Annotated in this window: 15 protein-coding genes; 5 read left to right on the top strand and 10 right to left on the bottom strand. The window is 57.2% G+C overall.

Features of this window, described 5'->3' with window-relative positions; translation table 11 throughout:
- The first annotated feature begins 55 nt into the window (after positions 1-55).
- Positions 56-1,630, top strand: coding sequence for a methyl-accepting chemotaxis protein (locus K0I63_RS13355; RefSeq protein ID WP_220081355.1), 1,575 nt, complete (start codon positions 56-58; stop codon positions 1,628-1,630).
- A gap of 91 nt (positions 1,631-1,721) precedes the next feature.
- Here K0I63_RS13355 and K0I63_RS13350 read toward each other — a convergent pair whose 3' ends face one another.
- The 8 genes from K0I63_RS13350 to K0I63_RS13315 all read right to left on the bottom strand — a co-directional run bounded on the left by K0I63_RS13350 (position 1,722) and on the right by K0I63_RS13315 (position 10,366).
- Positions 1,722-2,378, bottom strand: a complete 657-nt coding sequence (locus tag K0I63_RS13350) for a 3-oxoacid CoA-transferase subunit B (protein WP_011866373.1) — start codon at positions 2,376-2,378, stop codon at positions 1,722-1,724.
- 12 nt (positions 2,379-2,390) lie between these two features.
- Positions 2,391-3,092, bottom strand: a complete 702-nt coding sequence (locus tag K0I63_RS13345) for a CoA transferase subunit A (RefSeq protein WP_144200389.1) — start codon at positions 3,090-3,092, stop codon at positions 2,391-2,393.
- 46 nt (positions 3,093-3,138) lie between these two features.
- A complete protein-coding gene (locus tag K0I63_RS13340; RefSeq protein ID WP_220081354.1) occupies positions 3,139-4,044 on the bottom strand; it encodes a hydroxymethylglutaryl-CoA lyase in 906 nt (301 codons plus the stop codon).
- A 2-nt stretch (positions 4,045-4,046) separates the two neighbouring features.
- The gene (locus K0I63_RS13335; protein ID WP_220081353.1) at positions 4,047-6,080 is read right to left on the bottom strand and encodes an acetyl/propionyl/methylcrotonyl-CoA carboxylase subunit alpha; all 2,034 of its coding nucleotides are present in this window, start codon (positions 6,078-6,080) and stop codon (positions 4,047-4,049) included.
- Positions 6,081-6,137: 57 nt separating this feature from the next.
- Positions 6,138-6,938, bottom strand: a complete 801-nt coding sequence (locus tag K0I63_RS13330) for an enoyl-CoA hydratase-related protein (protein ID WP_220081352.1) — start codon at positions 6,936-6,938, stop codon at positions 6,138-6,140.
- A 48-nt stretch (positions 6,939-6,986) separates the two neighbouring features.
- On the bottom strand, positions 6,987-8,594 hold the full coding sequence (locus K0I63_RS13325; protein ID WP_144200395.1) for a carboxyl transferase domain-containing protein: 1,608 nt from the start codon (positions 8,592-8,594) through the stop codon (positions 6,987-6,989).
- An 89-nt stretch (positions 8,595-8,683) separates the two neighbouring features.
- Positions 8,684-9,853, bottom strand: a complete 1,170-nt coding sequence (locus K0I63_RS13320) for an isovaleryl-CoA dehydrogenase (RefSeq protein ID WP_220081351.1) — start codon at positions 9,851-9,853, stop codon at positions 8,684-8,686.
- A gap of 111 nt (positions 9,854-9,964) precedes the next feature.
- Positions 9,965-10,366, bottom strand: a complete 402-nt coding sequence (locus K0I63_RS13315) for a MerR family transcriptional regulator (RefSeq protein ID WP_011866366.1) — start codon at positions 10,364-10,366, stop codon at positions 9,965-9,967.
- 286 nt (positions 10,367-10,652) lie between these two features.
- On the opposite strand from K0I63_RS13315, the gene K0I63_RS13310 reads away from it, so the two are divergent.
- The 4 genes from K0I63_RS13310 to K0I63_RS13295 all read left to right on the top strand — a co-directional run bounded on the left by K0I63_RS13310 (position 10,653) and on the right by K0I63_RS13295 (position 14,925).
- Positions 10,653-12,557: a propionyl-CoA synthetase gene (locus K0I63_RS13310; protein WP_220081350.1), complete on the top strand. Its 1,905-nt coding sequence runs from the start codon at positions 10,653-10,655 to the stop codon at positions 12,555-12,557.
- 458 nt (positions 12,558-13,015) lie between these two features.
- Entirely contained in the window at positions 13,016-13,978 is a 963-nt protein-coding gene (locus K0I63_RS13305) for a toxin-antitoxin system YwqK family antitoxin (RefSeq protein WP_220081349.1), read from the top strand.
- Between the two features lie 36 nt (positions 13,979-14,014).
- A complete protein-coding gene (locus tag K0I63_RS13300; protein ID WP_220081348.1) occupies positions 14,015-14,488 on the top strand; it encodes a cytoplasmic protein in 474 nt (157 codons plus the stop codon).
- A 245-nt stretch (positions 14,489-14,733) separates the two neighbouring features.
- Positions 14,734-14,925, top strand: a complete 192-nt coding sequence (locus K0I63_RS13295; RefSeq protein WP_144200401.1) for a DUF3185 family protein — start codon at positions 14,734-14,736, stop codon at positions 14,923-14,925.
- 203 nt (positions 14,926-15,128) lie between these two features.
- Here the strand turns inward: K0I63_RS13295 and K0I63_RS13290 are convergent, their stop codons facing one another.
- Both K0I63_RS13290 and K0I63_RS13285 read right to left on the bottom strand, forming a co-directional pair.
- Positions 15,129-15,941, bottom strand: a complete 813-nt coding sequence (locus tag K0I63_RS13290) for a MipA/OmpV family protein (protein WP_220081347.1) — start codon at positions 15,939-15,941, stop codon at positions 15,129-15,131.
- 199 nt (positions 15,942-16,140) lie between these two features.
- Entirely contained in the window at positions 16,141-17,136 is a 996-nt protein-coding gene (locus K0I63_RS13285) for an NADP-dependent oxidoreductase (RefSeq protein WP_220081346.1), read from the bottom strand.
- Positions 17,137-17,282 lie beyond the last annotated feature (146 nt).

The raw sequence follows: 17,282 nt of genomic DNA, 5'->3' as shown, positions 1-17,282 counted from the left end.
ATGAATTGTCAGGCGTCAAAATTCAGTCACCGCTTGGATAACTAACTAAAATGCAATGCGAAACAATCAACCCGTGATAGACAACGAGGTCGTGCTGACCGACGATGATATTCTGCTGTCCACGACGGATCTCAAGGGCAACATAGGTTATGCCAACGAGGATTTTTGCCGTATCTGTGGGTTTTCCGAGGAGGAACTGGTTCGCCAGCCCCATAACATAGTGCGCCATCCCGACATGCCCAAGGCCGCCTTTGCCATCTTGTGGCAGCGCCTGGCGCAGAAGCAATCCTGGCTGGGGGTGGTGAAGAATCGCTGTAAAGATGGCTCCTACTATTGGGTCAATGCCTATGTGGCGCCCGTGATGGAGAATGGTCAAGTCAAGGAGTATCAATCGGTGCGCCGCCGGGCGAGTCAGGCCCAGGTAGAGCGTGCCAGCGATATCTATCAGAGCCTGAATAAGTCTGAGCAGCGCAGCGAAATCAAGGATGCCAAGCTCAGTTACGGCGGCAAGCTGACCCTGTTTGCTTTTCTTTGCCTTATGTTAGCCATCGGCCTGTGTAATATCTCGCCCTGGTTGGCGCTCGTCTGCGCGCCGCTGTTGGCGTTTGGCATGAGGCTCCTCTTGGCGCCGCTAAGGGCGCTGAATGAGCATGCGCTCACTATCGTGTCAGACCCGGTGGCCAGACACATCTACGCCGGGCGGCGGGACGAGCTTGGCAACATTCAATTTGCCATGGAGTTCACCACGGCGGAGATCGCCGGGGTGGTAGGGCGGATGACAGATGCCTCAAGCGTCATTGCCAGAGACAGCGACGCTCTACTCGGCTCCATCACGGCCACGGCCGATCGCGCTGATGGTCAGAATCAACAGACGGCACAGGCCGCGGCGGCGGTGGAAGAGCTGACCGCCAGCTTTAACGAGCTGGGTCAGCAGCTTAAGCAGGTCTCGGCGGATGTGGAGGCCAGCCAGGCGGCTGTGCTGCAGGGCTATGAGCAGCTCGACGCCGTGGTGGCCAGCATAGATGAGCTACACAATGAGGTGGGCAACTTTGCCCAGGTGGTCAGCGAGATAGAGCATGACAGCGTGGCCATCAATCAGGTGCTTGAGGTGATCACTAAGATTGCCGAGCAGACCAACCTGCTGGCGCTTAACGCCGCCATCGAGGCAGCAAGAGCAGGGGAGTCGGGCCGGGGCTTCGCCGTGGTGGCCGACGAGGTGCGCCAGCTGTCGGCGCGCACCGCAGATTCCACCAGTCAGATCGATGCCATCATCGCCAAGTTCCAGCAGAGCACGGCTAATGCCGCAAACACACTGACCGCGGGTCAGCGCCAGGCGACCCAGGCTGTGCAGCTGGTGAAACAAGCTGAGGCCGTGTTTGCCGAGCTGGTGACCCGTATCGATAAGATTAATCAGATGACGGAGCTGAGCGCCGATGCCATGCAGGAGCAGGGATTGGCAGCGGTAGATATCAGTGATTCGCTGCAGGCGATCAGCGAGCTGGCCAGCGAAGGTTTTGCCCAGTCCCAGGCCGATAGGCAGCTTGGCGAGCGCAGCTCACTCAAGTCGATGGAGTCTCGCCAGTTGGCGCGTCAGTTCTGGCGTCAGGCGGTGCACCGCGCCAATGCTTAATGAAAGTCCAGCGAATGTCTAAGCGTTAGTATTCGGTAATAAAAAAGCCCAGAGTTCACTCTGGGCTTTTTTGAGGGTTCGCGCTTAGTGATTAGAGCTGCATCTCAGGTACATGCTCAGGAACGATAAGCTTGCCGGCCGTCTTCTCGACAATCTCCTCGACGCTTACGCCAGGGGCACGTTCCAGCAGGTGGAAGGCGCCATCTTTGATCTCCAGGAAGGCAAGGTCAGTCAGCACGCGCTTGATGCAGCCATAGCCGGTCAGCGGCAGCTCGCATTTAGGTAGCAGCTTAGAGTTGCCGTGCTTATCGGCGTGCATCATGGTGACGATAATATTGTCGGCACCGGCCACCAGATCCATGGCACCGCCCATGCCTTTGATCAGCTTGCCGGGGATCATCCAGGAGGCGATTGAGCCCTCCACATCTACCTCGAAGGCGCCCAGCACGGTGAGATCCACATGACCACCACGGATCATGGCGAAGCTCTCGGCCGAGGAGAAGAAGGAGGCGCCGGGGACGGCGGTGACCGTCTGCTTACCCGCGTTGATCAAATCTGCGTCTATGGTCTCTTCGGTGGGGAACTCGCCCATGCCGAGCAGGCCGTTTTCCGACTGCAGCATCACCTGCATGCCTTCGGGTATATAGTTGGCGACCAGCGTCGGGATGCCAATGCCCAGGTTGACATAAAAACCATCCTGTAGCTCCTGGGAAACACGCTGTGCCAGTTGTTCTCTCGATAAAGCCATGGTGTCGCCTCCCTATTTACTCTTCACTGTGCGCTGCTCGATACGCTTCTCGAACGTACCTTGGATCAGGCGATCCACATAGATGCCTGGTGTATGGATGTGGTCGGGATCCAGCTCGCCCGGCTCGACGATATGCTCGGCTTCGACCACAGTGATCTTACCGGCCGTGGCCATCATAGGGTTGAAGTTAGCCGCCGTCTTGCGAAACACCAGGTTACCCATGGTATCGGCCTTCCAGGCGCGCACCAGGGCGAAATCTGCGGTCAGCGCAGGTTCGAGCACATAGTGACGACCGTCGATCTCACGGGTCTCCTTGCCTTCGGCCACTGGGGTGCCGTAACCGGTGGCGGTAAAGAAGGCGGGGATACCGGCGCCGCCGGCGCGGATCTTCTCGGCCAGGGTGCCTTGCGGGGTGAGGATCACGTTGAGTTCACCCGAGAGCATCTGCTGCTCGAAGGTGGCGTTCTCACCCACATAGGAGGCGATCATGGTGCTGATCTGACGGCTCTTGAGCAGCAGCCCAAGGCCGAAATCGTCTACCCCGGCGTTGTTCGAGATGGCGGTGAGCCCCTTGGCACCACTCTTAACCATCTGGGCGATCAAGCCTTCGGGAATACCGCAGAGGCCGAAACCACCGACCATGACGGTCATGTTGTCTGTCAGACCTTCCAATGCTTCTTCATAGCTGGCGACCAGCTTATTGAGTCCTGCCATTATCATTATCTCCTTTGAGCGTGAGTCGGGCCTGAGCCCAACCCTATTATTCTGTTAGCGCGCGTGCGACCTTGGCACCGCTGACTCTGCCAAGCGCCTGGCTGATGTTGTTGCCCGCGGTGATCAGGGCGTTAAGATCTATGCCGGTCTCTATGCCCATGCCGTGAAGCATGTAGACCAGATCTTCCGTGGCCAGGTTGCCCGATGCGCCTTTGGCATAAGGGCAGCCACCCAGTCCGGCCACCGAGCTGTCGATGACGCTGACGCCAGTCTCCAGGCAGGCAAGAATATTGGCTAATGCCTGACCATAGGTGTCATGAAAGTGTAGCGCCAGTTTCTCTACCGGCACCCTGCGCGCGACCGCTTCCACCATTCTACGGGCATTTAAGGGTGTGCCAACGCCTATGGTGTCACCCAGAGAGATCTCGTAGCAGCCCATTTTGTAAAGGATCTCTGCCACGCGAGCCACTTCCTCGACCTGGATCTCGCCCTCGTAGGGACAGCCCAGCACGCAAGACACATAGCCGCGCACGGGGATCTGTTTCGCCTGAGCCGCCTCCATCACAGGGATGAAGCGCTCGATCGACTCCTCGATAGAGCAGTTGATGTTACGCTGGCTAAAGCTCTGCGAGGCGGCGCCGAAGATGGCCACCTCGTCGGCCCCGGCGTCAAGCGCAAGTTCCAGCCCCTTGAGGTTAGGGGTAAGTGCGCTGTAGACCACGCCTGGGCGTTTGCTGAGCTGACGGAAGATATCGCCCGAGTCGGCCATCTGCGGCACCCACTTGGGGGAGACGAAACTGCCGGCCTCGATACGGGTGAGACCCGCCGCGCCCAGTTGATCGATAAGGGTCAGCTTGTCGGCGGTGGTGACCGCCTTCTCGTTCTGCAGGCCGTCGCGGGCGCCGACCTCGAAGATACTGACCCTGCTTGGATAGCTGTTAGTCGCGGACATGGTTAAGCGTCCTCTTTCGCAGTGACTTCGAGCAGCAGGGCGCCATCGCTCACCAACTCGCCTGGTTGGAAGAAGAAGGCCGCCACCTTGCCGTCAAACGGCGCCTCTATGGTGTATTCCATCTTCATCGCTTCCATCACCATTAGGCCTTGACCCGCCTCGACCTCATCGCCCACCTCGACCAGGTGAGTGACGATAGTGCCGTTCATCGGCGCCTTGAGCTTGTCTTCGCTGTTGGCCTGCTCTTCTACGACCTCTGTCTGCAGGGCGCGGAAGTGATAGCTGCCGCTTGGCAGGAAGAGGGTGAAGTCATCGCCTTCGCGGCTGACGGGGATCTTGCTCTTGTGACCGTTGATCTCGGCGTGCAGTAGATCTTGCTTCAGCTCGCCGCTCAGGGTCAATTGTTGATCGTTCAGGTTCAGGTAGTAGCAATCGCCCACCTGGCTCAGAGTCAGGTGCTGCACCTCATGCTCATCGTCCAGCAGGGAGAGCTGATGCATGCCGCTGCGGTTAAGCCTGAAGCCGCTCACCTGTCCCCAAGGCGAGTAGGGGTCGTGGCTGTTGGTGGCGGTAAGCTTGGCCTGTTCCTTCTGGGCGCACAGGTGATAGAGGGCGGCGAAGGCCAGGGCGCCATTCTGTTCATGGCTGTTGTCGCCATCCAGGTTGGCACCTATCAGGGTGTCGCCATAACGCTCGATAAAGTCTGTGCTGAAATCCGCCTGGCTGAAGGCTTTGTGCTCGGCGATGTTGGCCAGAAACTCTATGTTGTGCTTGAGGCCGCTGATCTGGTAAGACTCCAGGGCGTGCACCAAGCGCTGTAGGGCACGGGGGCGCGACTCGTCCCAGACGATCAGCTTGGCGATCATAGGGTCGTAGAAGTTACTGATCACATCGTTTTCGCGGATGCCGGAATCGATGCGCACATAGCGGTTCTGCTCCGGCTCACGCAGGAAGTTGAGCTTGCCGCTGGCGGGCAGGAACTCGTTCTGCGGGTCTTCGGCGTAGATACGTACCTCGAAGGAGTGGCCGTGGATGCGTACATCCTCCTGGCTCAGGGGCAGTTCGCTGCCGCTGGCGACCATCAGCTGCCACTTGACCAAGTCTTGGCCTGTGACCATCTCGGTGACAGGGTGTTCCACCTGTAGACGAGTGTTCATCTCCATGAAGTAGAAGCTGTTGCTCTCCTCGGTCGCATGGGTGTCCAGCAGAAACTCTACCGTGCCCGCGCCCACATAGTCGATCGCCTTGGCGGCGGCCACGGCGGCCTCGCCCATGGCGCGGCGCAGGCTGTCAGACAGGCCAGGCGCCGGGGCTTCTTCGACCACCTTCTGGTGACGACGCTGGATGGAGCAGTCGCGATCCGACAGATAGATGCAGTTGCCCTGTGTATCGGCAAACACCTGCACCTCGACATGGCGAGGCTGTCTCAGGTAGCGCTCGATCAGCAGCTTGTCGTTGCCAAAAGAGGAGGCGGCTTCACGGCGCGCCGAGTTGATCGCCTCCAGGGCTTCAGACTCGGACTCGACGATACGCATCCCCTTACCACCGCCGCCGTAGGCGGCCTTGATCAGCTGAGGGAAGCCAATTTCTTTAGAAGCCTTGAGCAGCACCTCGTCGCTCTGGTCGTCGCCGTGATAACCGGGTACCAGAGGCACATTGGCCTGTTCCATGATGATCTTGGCGGCGCTCTTGCTGCCCATGGCATCTATGGCATCGGCGCTCGGGCCGACGAAGGCGAGACCGGCCTGCTCACATTGGCGGGCAAAGTCGGCGTTTTCCGACAGGAAGCCGTAGCCAGGGTGAATAGCCTGGGCGCCACTGCGCTTGGCGATCTCCAGGATTAACTCGCCCTTGAGGTAAGACTCGCTCGGGGCGCTGCCGCCCAGGTAGAAGGACTCGTCGGCCATGGCCACATGGCGGGCGTCCTTGTCGGCGTCCGAGTAGAGGGCGACCGTCTTGATGCCCATGACCTGTGCGGTCTTGATGATTCTGCAGGCGATTTCGCCACGGTTGGCGATCAATAATTTGGTAAACATGTTAGCGTGCTCCCCGAACTGGTAGGGCAATAGGGTCTAAGATGATCTCTGGCTTCATTAGGCATTCCACCTTGGGCTTCTCTTCTCGAAGAAGGCGTTAAGCCCCTCCTGGCCCTCGTCTGAGACGCGAATGCGGGCGATACGCTCGCTGGTGTAGGCCAGGGTCTCCTGATCGATCACACCATCTTCCAAGCGTGACAGCAGGGTCTTGACCCAGGCCATGCCCTGAGGGCTGTTGCCCTTGAGCGCGGTGATGATGGGCGCGCTGGCACCCTCGAGATCATCGTTAATCTCATGGATCACATTGAGCTTGAGCGCGGTTTCGGCGTCGAAACGCTCGGCGGTCAGCATGTAGCGGCGCGAGGCGCGCTGGCCCATGGCGCGAACCACATAGGGGCTGATCACTGCCGGGATAAGCCCGAGTTTGACCTCGCTCAGACAGAAGCTGGCGCGGCTATCGGCGATGGCGATATCACTGGCGCAGATAAGCCCCAGGGCGCCGCCGAAGGCTGCTCCTTGTACCAAGGCCAGTGTCGGCTTGGGGAACTTGTCCAGCTTATGCATCAGGGTCGCCAGCTCGTTGGCGTCACTCAGGTTCTGCTCGAAATCCATCTTGGCCTGCTTGCGCATCCAGTTGAGATCGGCGCCAGCGCTGAAGTTACGGCCGTTGGCCTTAAGCACCAGCAGCTGACAGCTGTCGTCGGCCGCGAACAGATCTAGGGCGGCGATCATCTCAGCGATCATCACCTCATCGAAGGCGTTATGTTTGTCGGCGCGGTTAAGCACCATCTCGCCGACCCCATCGCTCAGGGCGCAGCTTAAGTATTCAAATTCTTGCGTAATCGTTTGGCTTGTCATGGTCTACTTCCTTGCCTCTGCGTTATCGATTGCTGACTTAGCGGCGCATTACATGCGGAACACGCCAAACTTGGTGTCTTCAATCGGCGCATTGAGGGCCGCAGAGAGGGCAAGGCCGACCACGTCACGGGTCTGGGCCGGGTCGATAATGCCATCGTCCCACAGGCGTGCGCTGGCATGATAAGGATGTCCCTCCTTGTCATACTGAGCCACGATCGGGGCGCGGAAGGCGGCCTCATCTTCGGCCGGCCAGTCCACCCCTTTACGGGCCAGACCATCGCGGCGTACGGTCGCCAGTACGCCGGCTGCTTGCTCGCCGCCCATGACCGAGATGCGGGCGTTAGGCCACATCCACATCATGGTGGGTTCGAAGGCGCGGCCACACATGCCGTAGTTACCGGCGCCGTATGAGCCGCCGATGATCACGGTGAATTTAGGCACGGTCGCACAGGAAACCGCGGTCACCATCTTGGCGCCATGCTTGGCGATCCCTTCGTGCTCATACTTCTTACCCACCATGAAACCTGTGATGTTTTGCAAAAACAGCAGCGGGATCTTGCGCTGACAGCAGAGCTCGATGAAGTGAGCGCCTTTCTGCGCCGACTCGGAGAAGAGGATGCCGTTGTTGGCGACGATACCAACTGGGTAGCCGTGGATGCGGGCGAAACCGCACACAAGAGTGGCGCCATAGTTGGCCTTGAATTCGTCGAAGTCTGAGTCGTCGACGATACGGGCGATCACCTCTTTGACATCGAATGGCTTCTTCAGATCGGTACCCACTATGCCGTAGAGCTCGTTGATATCGAACTTAGGCGGCTTGACTGGGCTCAGTTGGCTGGCGATCTGCTTGTTGTGATTGAGGCGAGTCACCGACTTGCGCGCCAGCTCCAGGGCGTGTTCATCGTTTTGCGCCATATGGTCGGCCACGCCCGAGATCTTAGTATGTACCTCGGCGCCGCCCAGCTCTTCGGCCGAGACTTCTTCGCCTGTAGCGGCCTTCACCAATGGTGGGCCCGCGAGGAAGATGGTGCCCTGTTCCTTGACGATGATCGACTCATCGGCCATGGCGGGCACATAGGCGCCGCCCGCGGTACACAGGCCCATCACCACGGCGATCTGTGGAATGCCCTTGGAAGACATCTTGGCCTGGTTATAGAAGATGCGACCGAAATGGTCTCTGTCGGGGAACACTTCGTCCTGGCGCGGCAGGTTAGCCCCGCCCGAGTCCACCAGATAGATGCAGGGCAGGTGACAGCGCTCGGCGATCTCCTGGGCGCGCAGGTGTTTCTTCACCGTTAGCGGATAATAGGTTCCGCCCTTCACCGTGGCGTCGTTGGCGATGATCATGCACTCGACACCGCTGACGCGGCCGATACCGGCGATGATGCCCGCGGCCGGCACCACGTCGTCATAGACCTGGTAGGCGGCAAACTGGGAGATCTCCAGAAACGGCGAGCCGGGATCCAGTAGCTTTTCGACACGCTGACGTGGTGACAGCTTGCCACGGGAGAGATGGCGCTCCATGGCGACGGCGCCACCGCCTTGTTCGATTTCAGACAGTTTTAATTTGAGATCGGCGACCACCTGGCTCATCTGTTGATGCTTGGCCTTAAACTCGTCGCTGCGGGGATTGATTTGACTGCTCAGTTGCGTCACGGCTTGGTTCCTTTTAAGACTGTGGTGAACGGGAAGTGGCGATTGCCCGCCCGAGGCCGGACGGGATCCGGCCTACTCTACGCATTCGACTATTTCGACTCGTTGAACAGCTCGCGGCCGATCAGCATGCGCCGGATCTCTGAGGTACCGGCGCCAATCTCATAGAGCTTGGCATCACGCAGCAGGCGACCCGTGGCGTATTCGTTGACATAACCGTTGCCGCCCAGCAGCTGGATGGCATCCAGTGCCATCTTGGTAGCCAGCTCCGCGCTATAAAGGATGGCGCCGGCGGCGTCTTTACGCGTGGTCTCGCCGCGATCGCATGACTTGGCCACGTTATAGACGTAAGACTTGGCGGCATTCATGCCGGTATACATGTCGGCAAGCTTGCCCTGTACCAGCTGGAACTGACCGATAGACTTGCCGAACTGCTCACGCTCGTGAATGTAAGGCACCACGATATCCATACAGGCAGTCATGATCCCAAGAGGGCCACCAGATAGCACCACGCGCTCATAGTCCAGACCGCTCATCAGCACCTTAACGCCGTTGTTGAGGCCGCCTAGAATGTTCTCTTCCGGCACTTCGCAATCTTCGAACACCAGTTCACAGGTGTTAGAGCCACGCATGCCCAGCTTATCCAGTTTCTGCGCCTGGCTGAAGCCCTTGAAGCCACGCTCGACGATGAAGGCTGTGATGCCGTGTGGACCCCTGTCCATGTCTGTCTTGGCATAGATCACATAGGTGTCGGCGTCTGGGCCGTTGGTGATCCACATCTTGTTGCCGTTGAGGATATAACGGTCACCCTCTTTACGGGCGCTCAGCTTCATAGAGACCACGTCTGAACCCGCGTTAGGCTCACTCATCGCCAGGGCGCCGATATGCTCGCCGCTCACCAGCTTAGGCAGGTACTTGGCTTTTTGTTCGGCATTACCGTTTCGGTTGATCTGGTTAACACACAGGTTTGAATGCGCGCCATAGCTCAGGCCGATAGAGGCCGAGGCGCGGGAGATCTCCTCCATGGCGACCACGTGGGCCAGGTAACCCATGTCTGCTCCGCCGTACTCTTCGGGCACTGTCACCCCAAGCAGGCCCATCTCGCCCAGCACGGGCCAAAGCTCGTTAGGGAAGGCGTTTTCCTGATCCACCTTAGCGGCGATAGGTGCGATTTCATTGGCGGCGAAGCTGCGTACTGCGTCACGCAGCATGTCGATATCTTCGCCGAGGCCGAAGTTGAGAGAGGAGTAGAGTTGAGTCATTGTTTTATCCTACAGGTCAGATGCTTTTATAATTTTTTATCAGGCCGGTTTACCCAGCCTTGCTTGTGTTCAATTTGTTGCTGCGTTAACTCGATATGGTCAGTGCCCGGCCTAGGCGCGTTCTTGCTGCTCCAGGGCGGCGCGGCACTGCTGCTCGGCGGAGTTGAGCTCCATCAAGACCACCTTGATGTCGTCCATCTGCTGCTGCAGGGCCGATTTCTTCTCTTCCACCAATTCCAGCATGGTGTGAAGCTGGGTACTGCTGTTCTTGTCGGCGTCGTAGAGCTCGAACAGACGGCGGGTTTCCGCGAGCGAAAAGCCCAGACGTTTACCCCTTAAGATCAGCTTGAGACGAACGCGATCTTTCAGGCCATAGATGCGAGTTTGCCCGCGGCGCTTAGGTTTAAGCAGCCCCTGGTCTTCGTAGAAACGGATACTACGGGTAGTAATATCGAACTCCTTCGACAGGTCGCTGATAGAGTAGGTGGTCTGTGGACTGTGTTTGTCACTCATCGAAAAAATACCATATTGATTAACTTTCCTAGCACGATATATGAAGTTTACGTAAAGGTAAAGATTTTAGGTGGCGCTAATGGTCCATTTGGACGTAAAAATCGCACGGCAAACTGGTGAAATAACCGCCAGTCGCGGGTTTGGGGTGAGGTTAGGCAAAGGTCTAATGGGAAAAGTGCAACTTGGCTCCATAATGTGATCTATGGCGCATAAGCCAAATCGTATGGAAGGGGAAGCCGATATGTCGACCGTGAGTGGCGGGCGCATGTCATTCGGAGAAGATCACATGAAGGATTTGCATAATCAGTTACACCAGGAATCTATCGATAATCCTAACGCCTTCTGGGGCGAGGCCGCCGGGGCCTTAGCCTGGGACAAGACGTTTGACAGGGTACTCGATGACAGTCAGGCACCTATGTATCGCTGGTTTAGCGGCGGGCAGCTCAATACCTGTTATAACGCGGTCGACAGACACGTAGAGGCCGGGCGCGGCGAGCAGGTGGCGATTCAATATGTGAGCCCGATTACGGGCACAGAATATGGGATCACCTACAACGAGCTGCAGGCCCAGGTGAGCCGACTGGCCGGCTACATGGCCAGCCAGGGCGTCGTCAAAGGCGACAGGGTGATCATCTATATGCCCATGGTGCCAGAGACCGCCTATGCCATGCTGGCCTGTGCGCGACTCGGCGCGATTCACTCTGTAGTATTCGGCGGTTTCGCCGCCAACGAGCTGGCGACCCGAATCGATGATGCCAAGCCTAAGATGATCCTCTCCGCCTCCTGCGGCGTCGAGCCCTCGGGCGTGGTGGCCTACAAGCCGCTGCTGGACGATGCGCTAGAGCAGGCGAGCCACAAGGTGGAGCAGTGTGTGATCCTCAACCGTCCTCAGCTGCAAGCTGAGTTGCTAGATGGCCGTGATGTCGACTGGCAGGGGGCCATGGCCGATGCGCCAAACATCGAGTGTCAGACGGTAGAGGCGACCGCTCCCCTTTATATCCTCTATACCTCGGGCACCACGGGTCAGCCCAAGGGAGTGGTGCGGGACAATGGCGGCCATGCCGTGGCGCTCGCCTGGTCGATGAAGCATATCTATGATATCGACCCGGGCGATGTCTTCTGGGCGGCCTCGGATGTGGGCTGGGTGGTTGGTCACTCTTACATCGTCTACGGCCCCTTACTCGTGGGCGCCACTACGGTACTGTTCGAGGGTAAGCCTGTGGGCACGCCGGATCCCGGAATCTTCTGGCGCACCATAGCCAAATATAATGTGAAGAGTTTCTTTACCGCACCGACGGCGATCCGCGCCATCAAACGCGACGATCCCGAGGGCGATTACCTTAAGAATGTGGACCTTAGCTGTCTCGGCACCCTGTTCCTCGCCGGCGAGCGCTGCGATCCCGATACGCTGCACTGGGCCGAGCAGCAGCTAGACAAGCCGGTGATCGACCACTGGTGGCAGACGGAAACCGGCTGGCCGGTAGCCGCCAACCTGATGGGCACAGCGCCTGTACCCGTCAAGGCGGGCTCTCCTGCCAAGGCGGTGCCTGGTTATGATGTGCAGGTGCTCGATGAGATGGGCGATGTTGTGGCGCCGGATCAGTCGGGCAACGTGGTGATCAAACTGCCACTGCCGCCGGGAACGCTGGCGACTCTGTGGCAAAACGAGGGACGCTACAAGGAGAGCTACCTCTCCATGTATCCGGGTTACTACCTCACAGGGGATGCCGGCTACATGGATGAAGAGGGCTATCTCTATATCATGAGCCGCATCGACGACATCATTAATGTGGCCGGTCACCGTTTGTCGACCGGACGCTTCGAAGAGGTGTTGTGTCAGCATGAGGCGGTGGCCGAGGCGGCGGTGATCGGGGTGGACGATAAGCTCAAGGGGCAGGTGCCTCTGGGTCTGGTGGTGCTCAAGAAAGGCTGCGATCTCAGCGACGAGCAGCTCTACAAGGAGCTGATCGCCCTGGTTCGTGAGCAGATTGGCCCGGTGGCCGCCTTTAAGCTGGTGAGCGCCGTGCCTAAGCTGCCTAAGACGCGCTCGGGCAAGATATTGCGCGGCACCATGCGTAAGATTGCCGACAATCAAGAGTTCAAGATGCCGGCAACCATAGAAGATCCTTACACGCTCGAGCTGGTGCGCAACGCCCTGACCCGTATGGGTTACGCGGACGCTCACGTCTAGCGCGTCTTCTACTCGTCATTAAAAAAGGGCCCTCGGGCCCTTTTTTGTTGCATGCTTCTCGCTACTTGCGGGCGTCTGGTCTGCGGCTATGTCTTTAAGTACTGTCTTAAAGAAATGGCTGAAAGTAATGGCTTAAAGTAATGACTTAGTCTCAGAGTCATAAGTTAGCGGCTTAAATATGATCACAAACTAATTAGCCAAACCGCTAATATTCATAGATTTATCCATGAAAACACTTGCCAAAATAGACTCATCTATCGAACATAGCGGGGTATTCGGCGCAGCCTATGAGTCGCGGCCTTCTGGTTTTGGGAAGGTTTAGGGAAAACCTGATTAAGCGCGAGTTGGTCAAGGAGTGAGGAAAAGGATCTTGGCAAGGGAAGTTGAGAGTAAGGGAAGTGGAGAGTAAGGGAAGTGGAGAGCAAGGGATGAAAACGAAAGGATTACCGGTGGGTTTAATGCTGATTGCGTTAGTGGTGCTGAGCGCTGTGGGGCTTAGCGTGAACATGGGCGCATTCACTAAAGACTATGTCGACTTCGAGAAGCTTGAAAGGATCGATGGCCGCTTTCATCTGCGCGGTGAGGCCGAGCCCTTTAGCGGCAAGGCGAAGTTTTTCGGCGATGACGGCTGGCTGAAGCAGCAAGCCATGCTCAGTCAAGGCAAGCTTAACGGCGAGCTGCAGGACTTCTATGAGAGCGGTGCCGTCCAGGCGGTCACGCATTATGTCGATGGTCAGATAACGGGCGTGACCCGTGTTTATCTGGAAGATGGCACCCTGAATAAGGAGATCCCCTATCAAGATGGGCTGAAACAGGGCACGGAAAAACACTATGGCTTCGAGGGCGGTCTGCTGTCTGAGTCCATCGAATATCGGCTGGGCAAGCGTAACGGTTGGAGCATGAGTTACTGGGATCCCGGCAGATTAAGGAATCGCATCCATTATGTGGATGACCTGCGGGACGGCCTGTGGCAGCAATACAGCTTCGGCAAGGTGGTGGTAGAAGGCACCATGGTCGAAGACAAGGAAGAGGGCGAGTGGCGCACCTATTTTCAGGATACCGACATCTTGCAGGGGATCGCCCACTTCAAGGCGGGTCAGCTTAACGGTGAGGTGACCGAGTTTTATGAGAATGGCGCCAAGGAGTGCATCGAATATTATGCGGCAGGCAGCAAGGTCGGCACCTGGACACGTTTTTATGATGATAGCAGCCTGGAGCAGGTAAAAAACTATCGCAACGACAAGCTAGAGGGCAGCTATCGCGAATATTTCCGCGGTGGTCTGCTCGCCGAAGAGGGGCAATACCGAGATGGCGAGAAGGTCGGCATATGGCGACGATTCAGCCCGAATGGTGAGCTAGTCTCCGAGCATGAGGAGCAGAGGGTCAGGCTGGAAGCGGACATAGCTGTGAGCGAGGAGTAAGGCGCTATTTTGTAAGGAATGAGTGAGGCATTAAATATGGAAGTGATTTTTATCAAGGGAGATGGCCGCTACGGCAGGCTCTGCTGCGTGCGAGAGGACGCCAGTCGCACCGAGACTCAGATGCCGGAGCAGGGGATCGCGCCCCATGACATGATCCATTACGTGGTGGAGAAGACCCTAGGCATAGGCGGCGCCTTTTATGGTCAGCTAAAGGCCGGCGCCAACATCAGCTTTACCCTGGAGCACAATCAGCTGTCGCGGCAGATAGCCGATAAGACCCAGGTGTGGCAGACAGAATCTATGGTGGAGGCGCTGCAGTCACTCTATTGGTCACAGGATCTCAACTACGAGGGCTTCTGTTATCTACTCACCCAGGGCTGTGAGCAGCGAGGGCTAACCGTGCCCGCAGTGAGTGAGCATGAGTTCAGGCAGATAATTGCCGAGATCACCGAGCTTACCCGCCAATGGCAGGCCCTAACACCGGGGCAGAGCATGACGTTAGTCTTCTAGTTGGCTCTTTTAGATGAAGGCTGGTTTACTAGCTGGCTCTTTTAGATGAAGGCTGCTAGCCCCTTGTGTTAGCCCCTTGTATTAGCTGGGGGCTATCTTGGGCGGTCGCCGAGAGATCAAAGCCTGCTCAGGGTTTCAGCCGTAGATGTTGCGGGATAAACCTTGAGGCGCAAATCCTGTCATTGAAATATGGCTTTAAGCTGTCGTATGCTGGGACCGAGATTGTTTTTCAAGAGGTTGGGGAAATGAAGAGTAAGTATTTAGGAATTGTCCTGTTGGTTATCGGCGTGGCCTTGGCATGGTGGGGCTACAACATCTACGATTCTACCAGTTCGCAGATCACCCGCGCGGTTAACGGCGACACCCCAATAGAGGCCTGGGCCGGCATGGTCGGCGGTGCCATCTGCGTGCTGGTTGGCCTGCTGAAATTGAAATAGCCCTTGGGTTCCAGATGACGCTTATCCAAACAGGGATAAAGCGCGTGTTAGATGAAAAGCCTGCTTGATGCAGGCTTTTTTCTTTTGCAGGGCGCTTATTTTACAGGAAGTCTCTTTCCAGGGAGTTTCTCTTGCTTCAAATAAGCTGGGCAGATCCTTTGCCCTTAGGCCGAGCGGGGTTTAGGCCTAATTTTTCCAATTTTTTAGAAACGGTAGCTCGCCATCAGGTTGGCCGACCACTGATTGCGTGAATCGGTAATGGGCGAGTCGGCAATCTCCTTGCTCAGGCGGGTGTAGCTGGTCTGCTGGGTAATGCGCCAGTTGCTCGAGAGCGGCAGTATCAGCTGGTAGCCGATGTCATAGTTAACGCCGGCCTTAGCCTCGTACTGCGTACGCTTAAGCAGAGCCTCTTTCTTGCTGACGCCAAAGTAGTGATCGTTAAACTTGGTGCTGTTGTAACTTACGCCCACAAACGGCACCAGATCCAGACGACCTAGGTTGAGGATTTGCTGATAGCGCACACCCGCCACATAGCCTTTATATTCGCCGCTGATGTCGTGCTGGACGTTGGTGGAGAGGACGCCGCGCGGCCCCACCTTGATATCCATGTTCAGGCCCAGATCCACGCTGATACGACGCTCTTCCATGCCGGCCAGCACCTTAGACACATCCTTGTCCAGCCAGAGGCCGTTACCTGTCAGGTAGGTGCTGAAGGTGATGGCGTCTCTGTCTTTGCCATAGAGGCGGTAGTTGATGCCCTTATCCAGATCCGCTTTGAAGCGATCGCCGTGGTAGCCCACATTCACGCGGGGGCCGAAGCGGTTGTGGTCGCCGAAGGCAAATTTGTAGTCGTTCTTCTGTTCTTTGATGATGTCTGAGTTATAGCCGGCGCCAAACTCGACCACCCAGCCTCTGCTGTGATAGACCTGACCATTGCTGATATAGGTGTCCGACTCGGCGGCCTGGGCTAGATTGATGCTGCCAAGGGCAACTAGGGCTAAGGGAAGGTAATTCATTGCTCACTCCACTTTGAAGGTTTTCATTGGTTGAGAGCAATGTACTCGCTGGGCACTTAGATAAGTATCATGAGTTTGTAAGCCTGTGTCGCCTTTATGTATGGCGGGCCGTGAATGCCCAAGACTTTGTTGTATAAAGGTAAAAAAAGACCCGCCCTATGGAGCCGGTCTTTGTGGCGTTATCTTGTGAGACGAATGCTTACAGCTTAACCACCATCTTACCGCGGTTCTTGCCTTCGAACAGGCCGATAAAGGCCGCCGGAGCGTTGTCGAGTCCCTCGTAGATGGTCTGCTCGGCCTTAACCTTACCGCTGGCCAGCCACTGACCCATCTGCTTGGCGAACTCGCCATAGTGTTGCCAGTGCTCGAACACGATAAAGCCTTCGACTCTGAGCTTCTTCATGATGATATAGGCCAGGTTGCTTGGGCCCGGGGTTGGCTTAGTGTCGTTGTACTGGGCGATCATGCCACATACGGCGATACGGCCATGGTCGTTCATGTTGTCCAGCGCCGCGGCCAGATGCTCGCCACCGACGTTTTCAAAGTAGACATCAACACCTTGCGGCGCGGCGTCCTTCAACGCCTGGCTCAGGTTAGCCGTGGTCTTGTAGTTGATCACCTGCTCGATTCCCATCGCCTTGAGGGCCTCGGCTTTTTCATCTGAGCCGACCGAGGCAACCACCTTGGCACCCATCAAGAGGCCTAGCTGACAGGCGACGCTGCCCACCGCGCCCGAGGCGGCTGAGACAAACAGGGTCTCACCTTCCTTCAGCTGGGCGATGCGGTTAAGGCCGGTCCAGGCGGTCATGCCAGGCATGCCCATGACGCCGAGGAAATGAGATTCTGACAAAGGAGTGTCTGGTAGCAGGGTATGATCTGCACCGTCGGTGACATAGTGGCTGCGCCAGCCCTTCATGCTGCTGACCTTGCTGCCTACAGGGAAGCCGTCGTGGTTCGACTCTATAACCTCACCAATGGCGCCGCCTTCCAGCACTTCACCTAGGGCGAAGGGGGCGATATAGCTTTCTCTGTCTATCATGCGGCCGCGCATGTAAGGGTCGACCGACATCCATAGGTTCTTGACCAGGAATTCGCCCGGCTTGAGGGCCGGAAGTTCCACCTGCTTAAGGCCAAAGTTGGCTTGGGTTGGCATGCCTTCAGGGCGGCTGGCCAGTGTTATCTCTTGTGCTTGCATGGAATTAACCTCTTTTTACTTTGCGCGCTAACTAATTGTGGTAGACTCTACAAACAAATTGAGCGCAATGCAAATACTTTGTGCGCAAAGTAATGTGTTTTTAATGTCCGCTCTTTGCCCCTGAATTCTGTTAAGATAGCCGCCCT

This window comes from Shewanella rhizosphaerae (assembly GCF_019457655.1).
In the GTDB taxonomy this organism is placed as follows: Bacteria; Pseudomonadota; Gammaproteobacteria; order Enterobacterales; family Shewanellaceae; genus Shewanella; species Shewanella loihica.
Note: the sequence above shows the minus strand (reverse complement) of the source record. Positions and strands in the feature narration are given on the sequence as shown.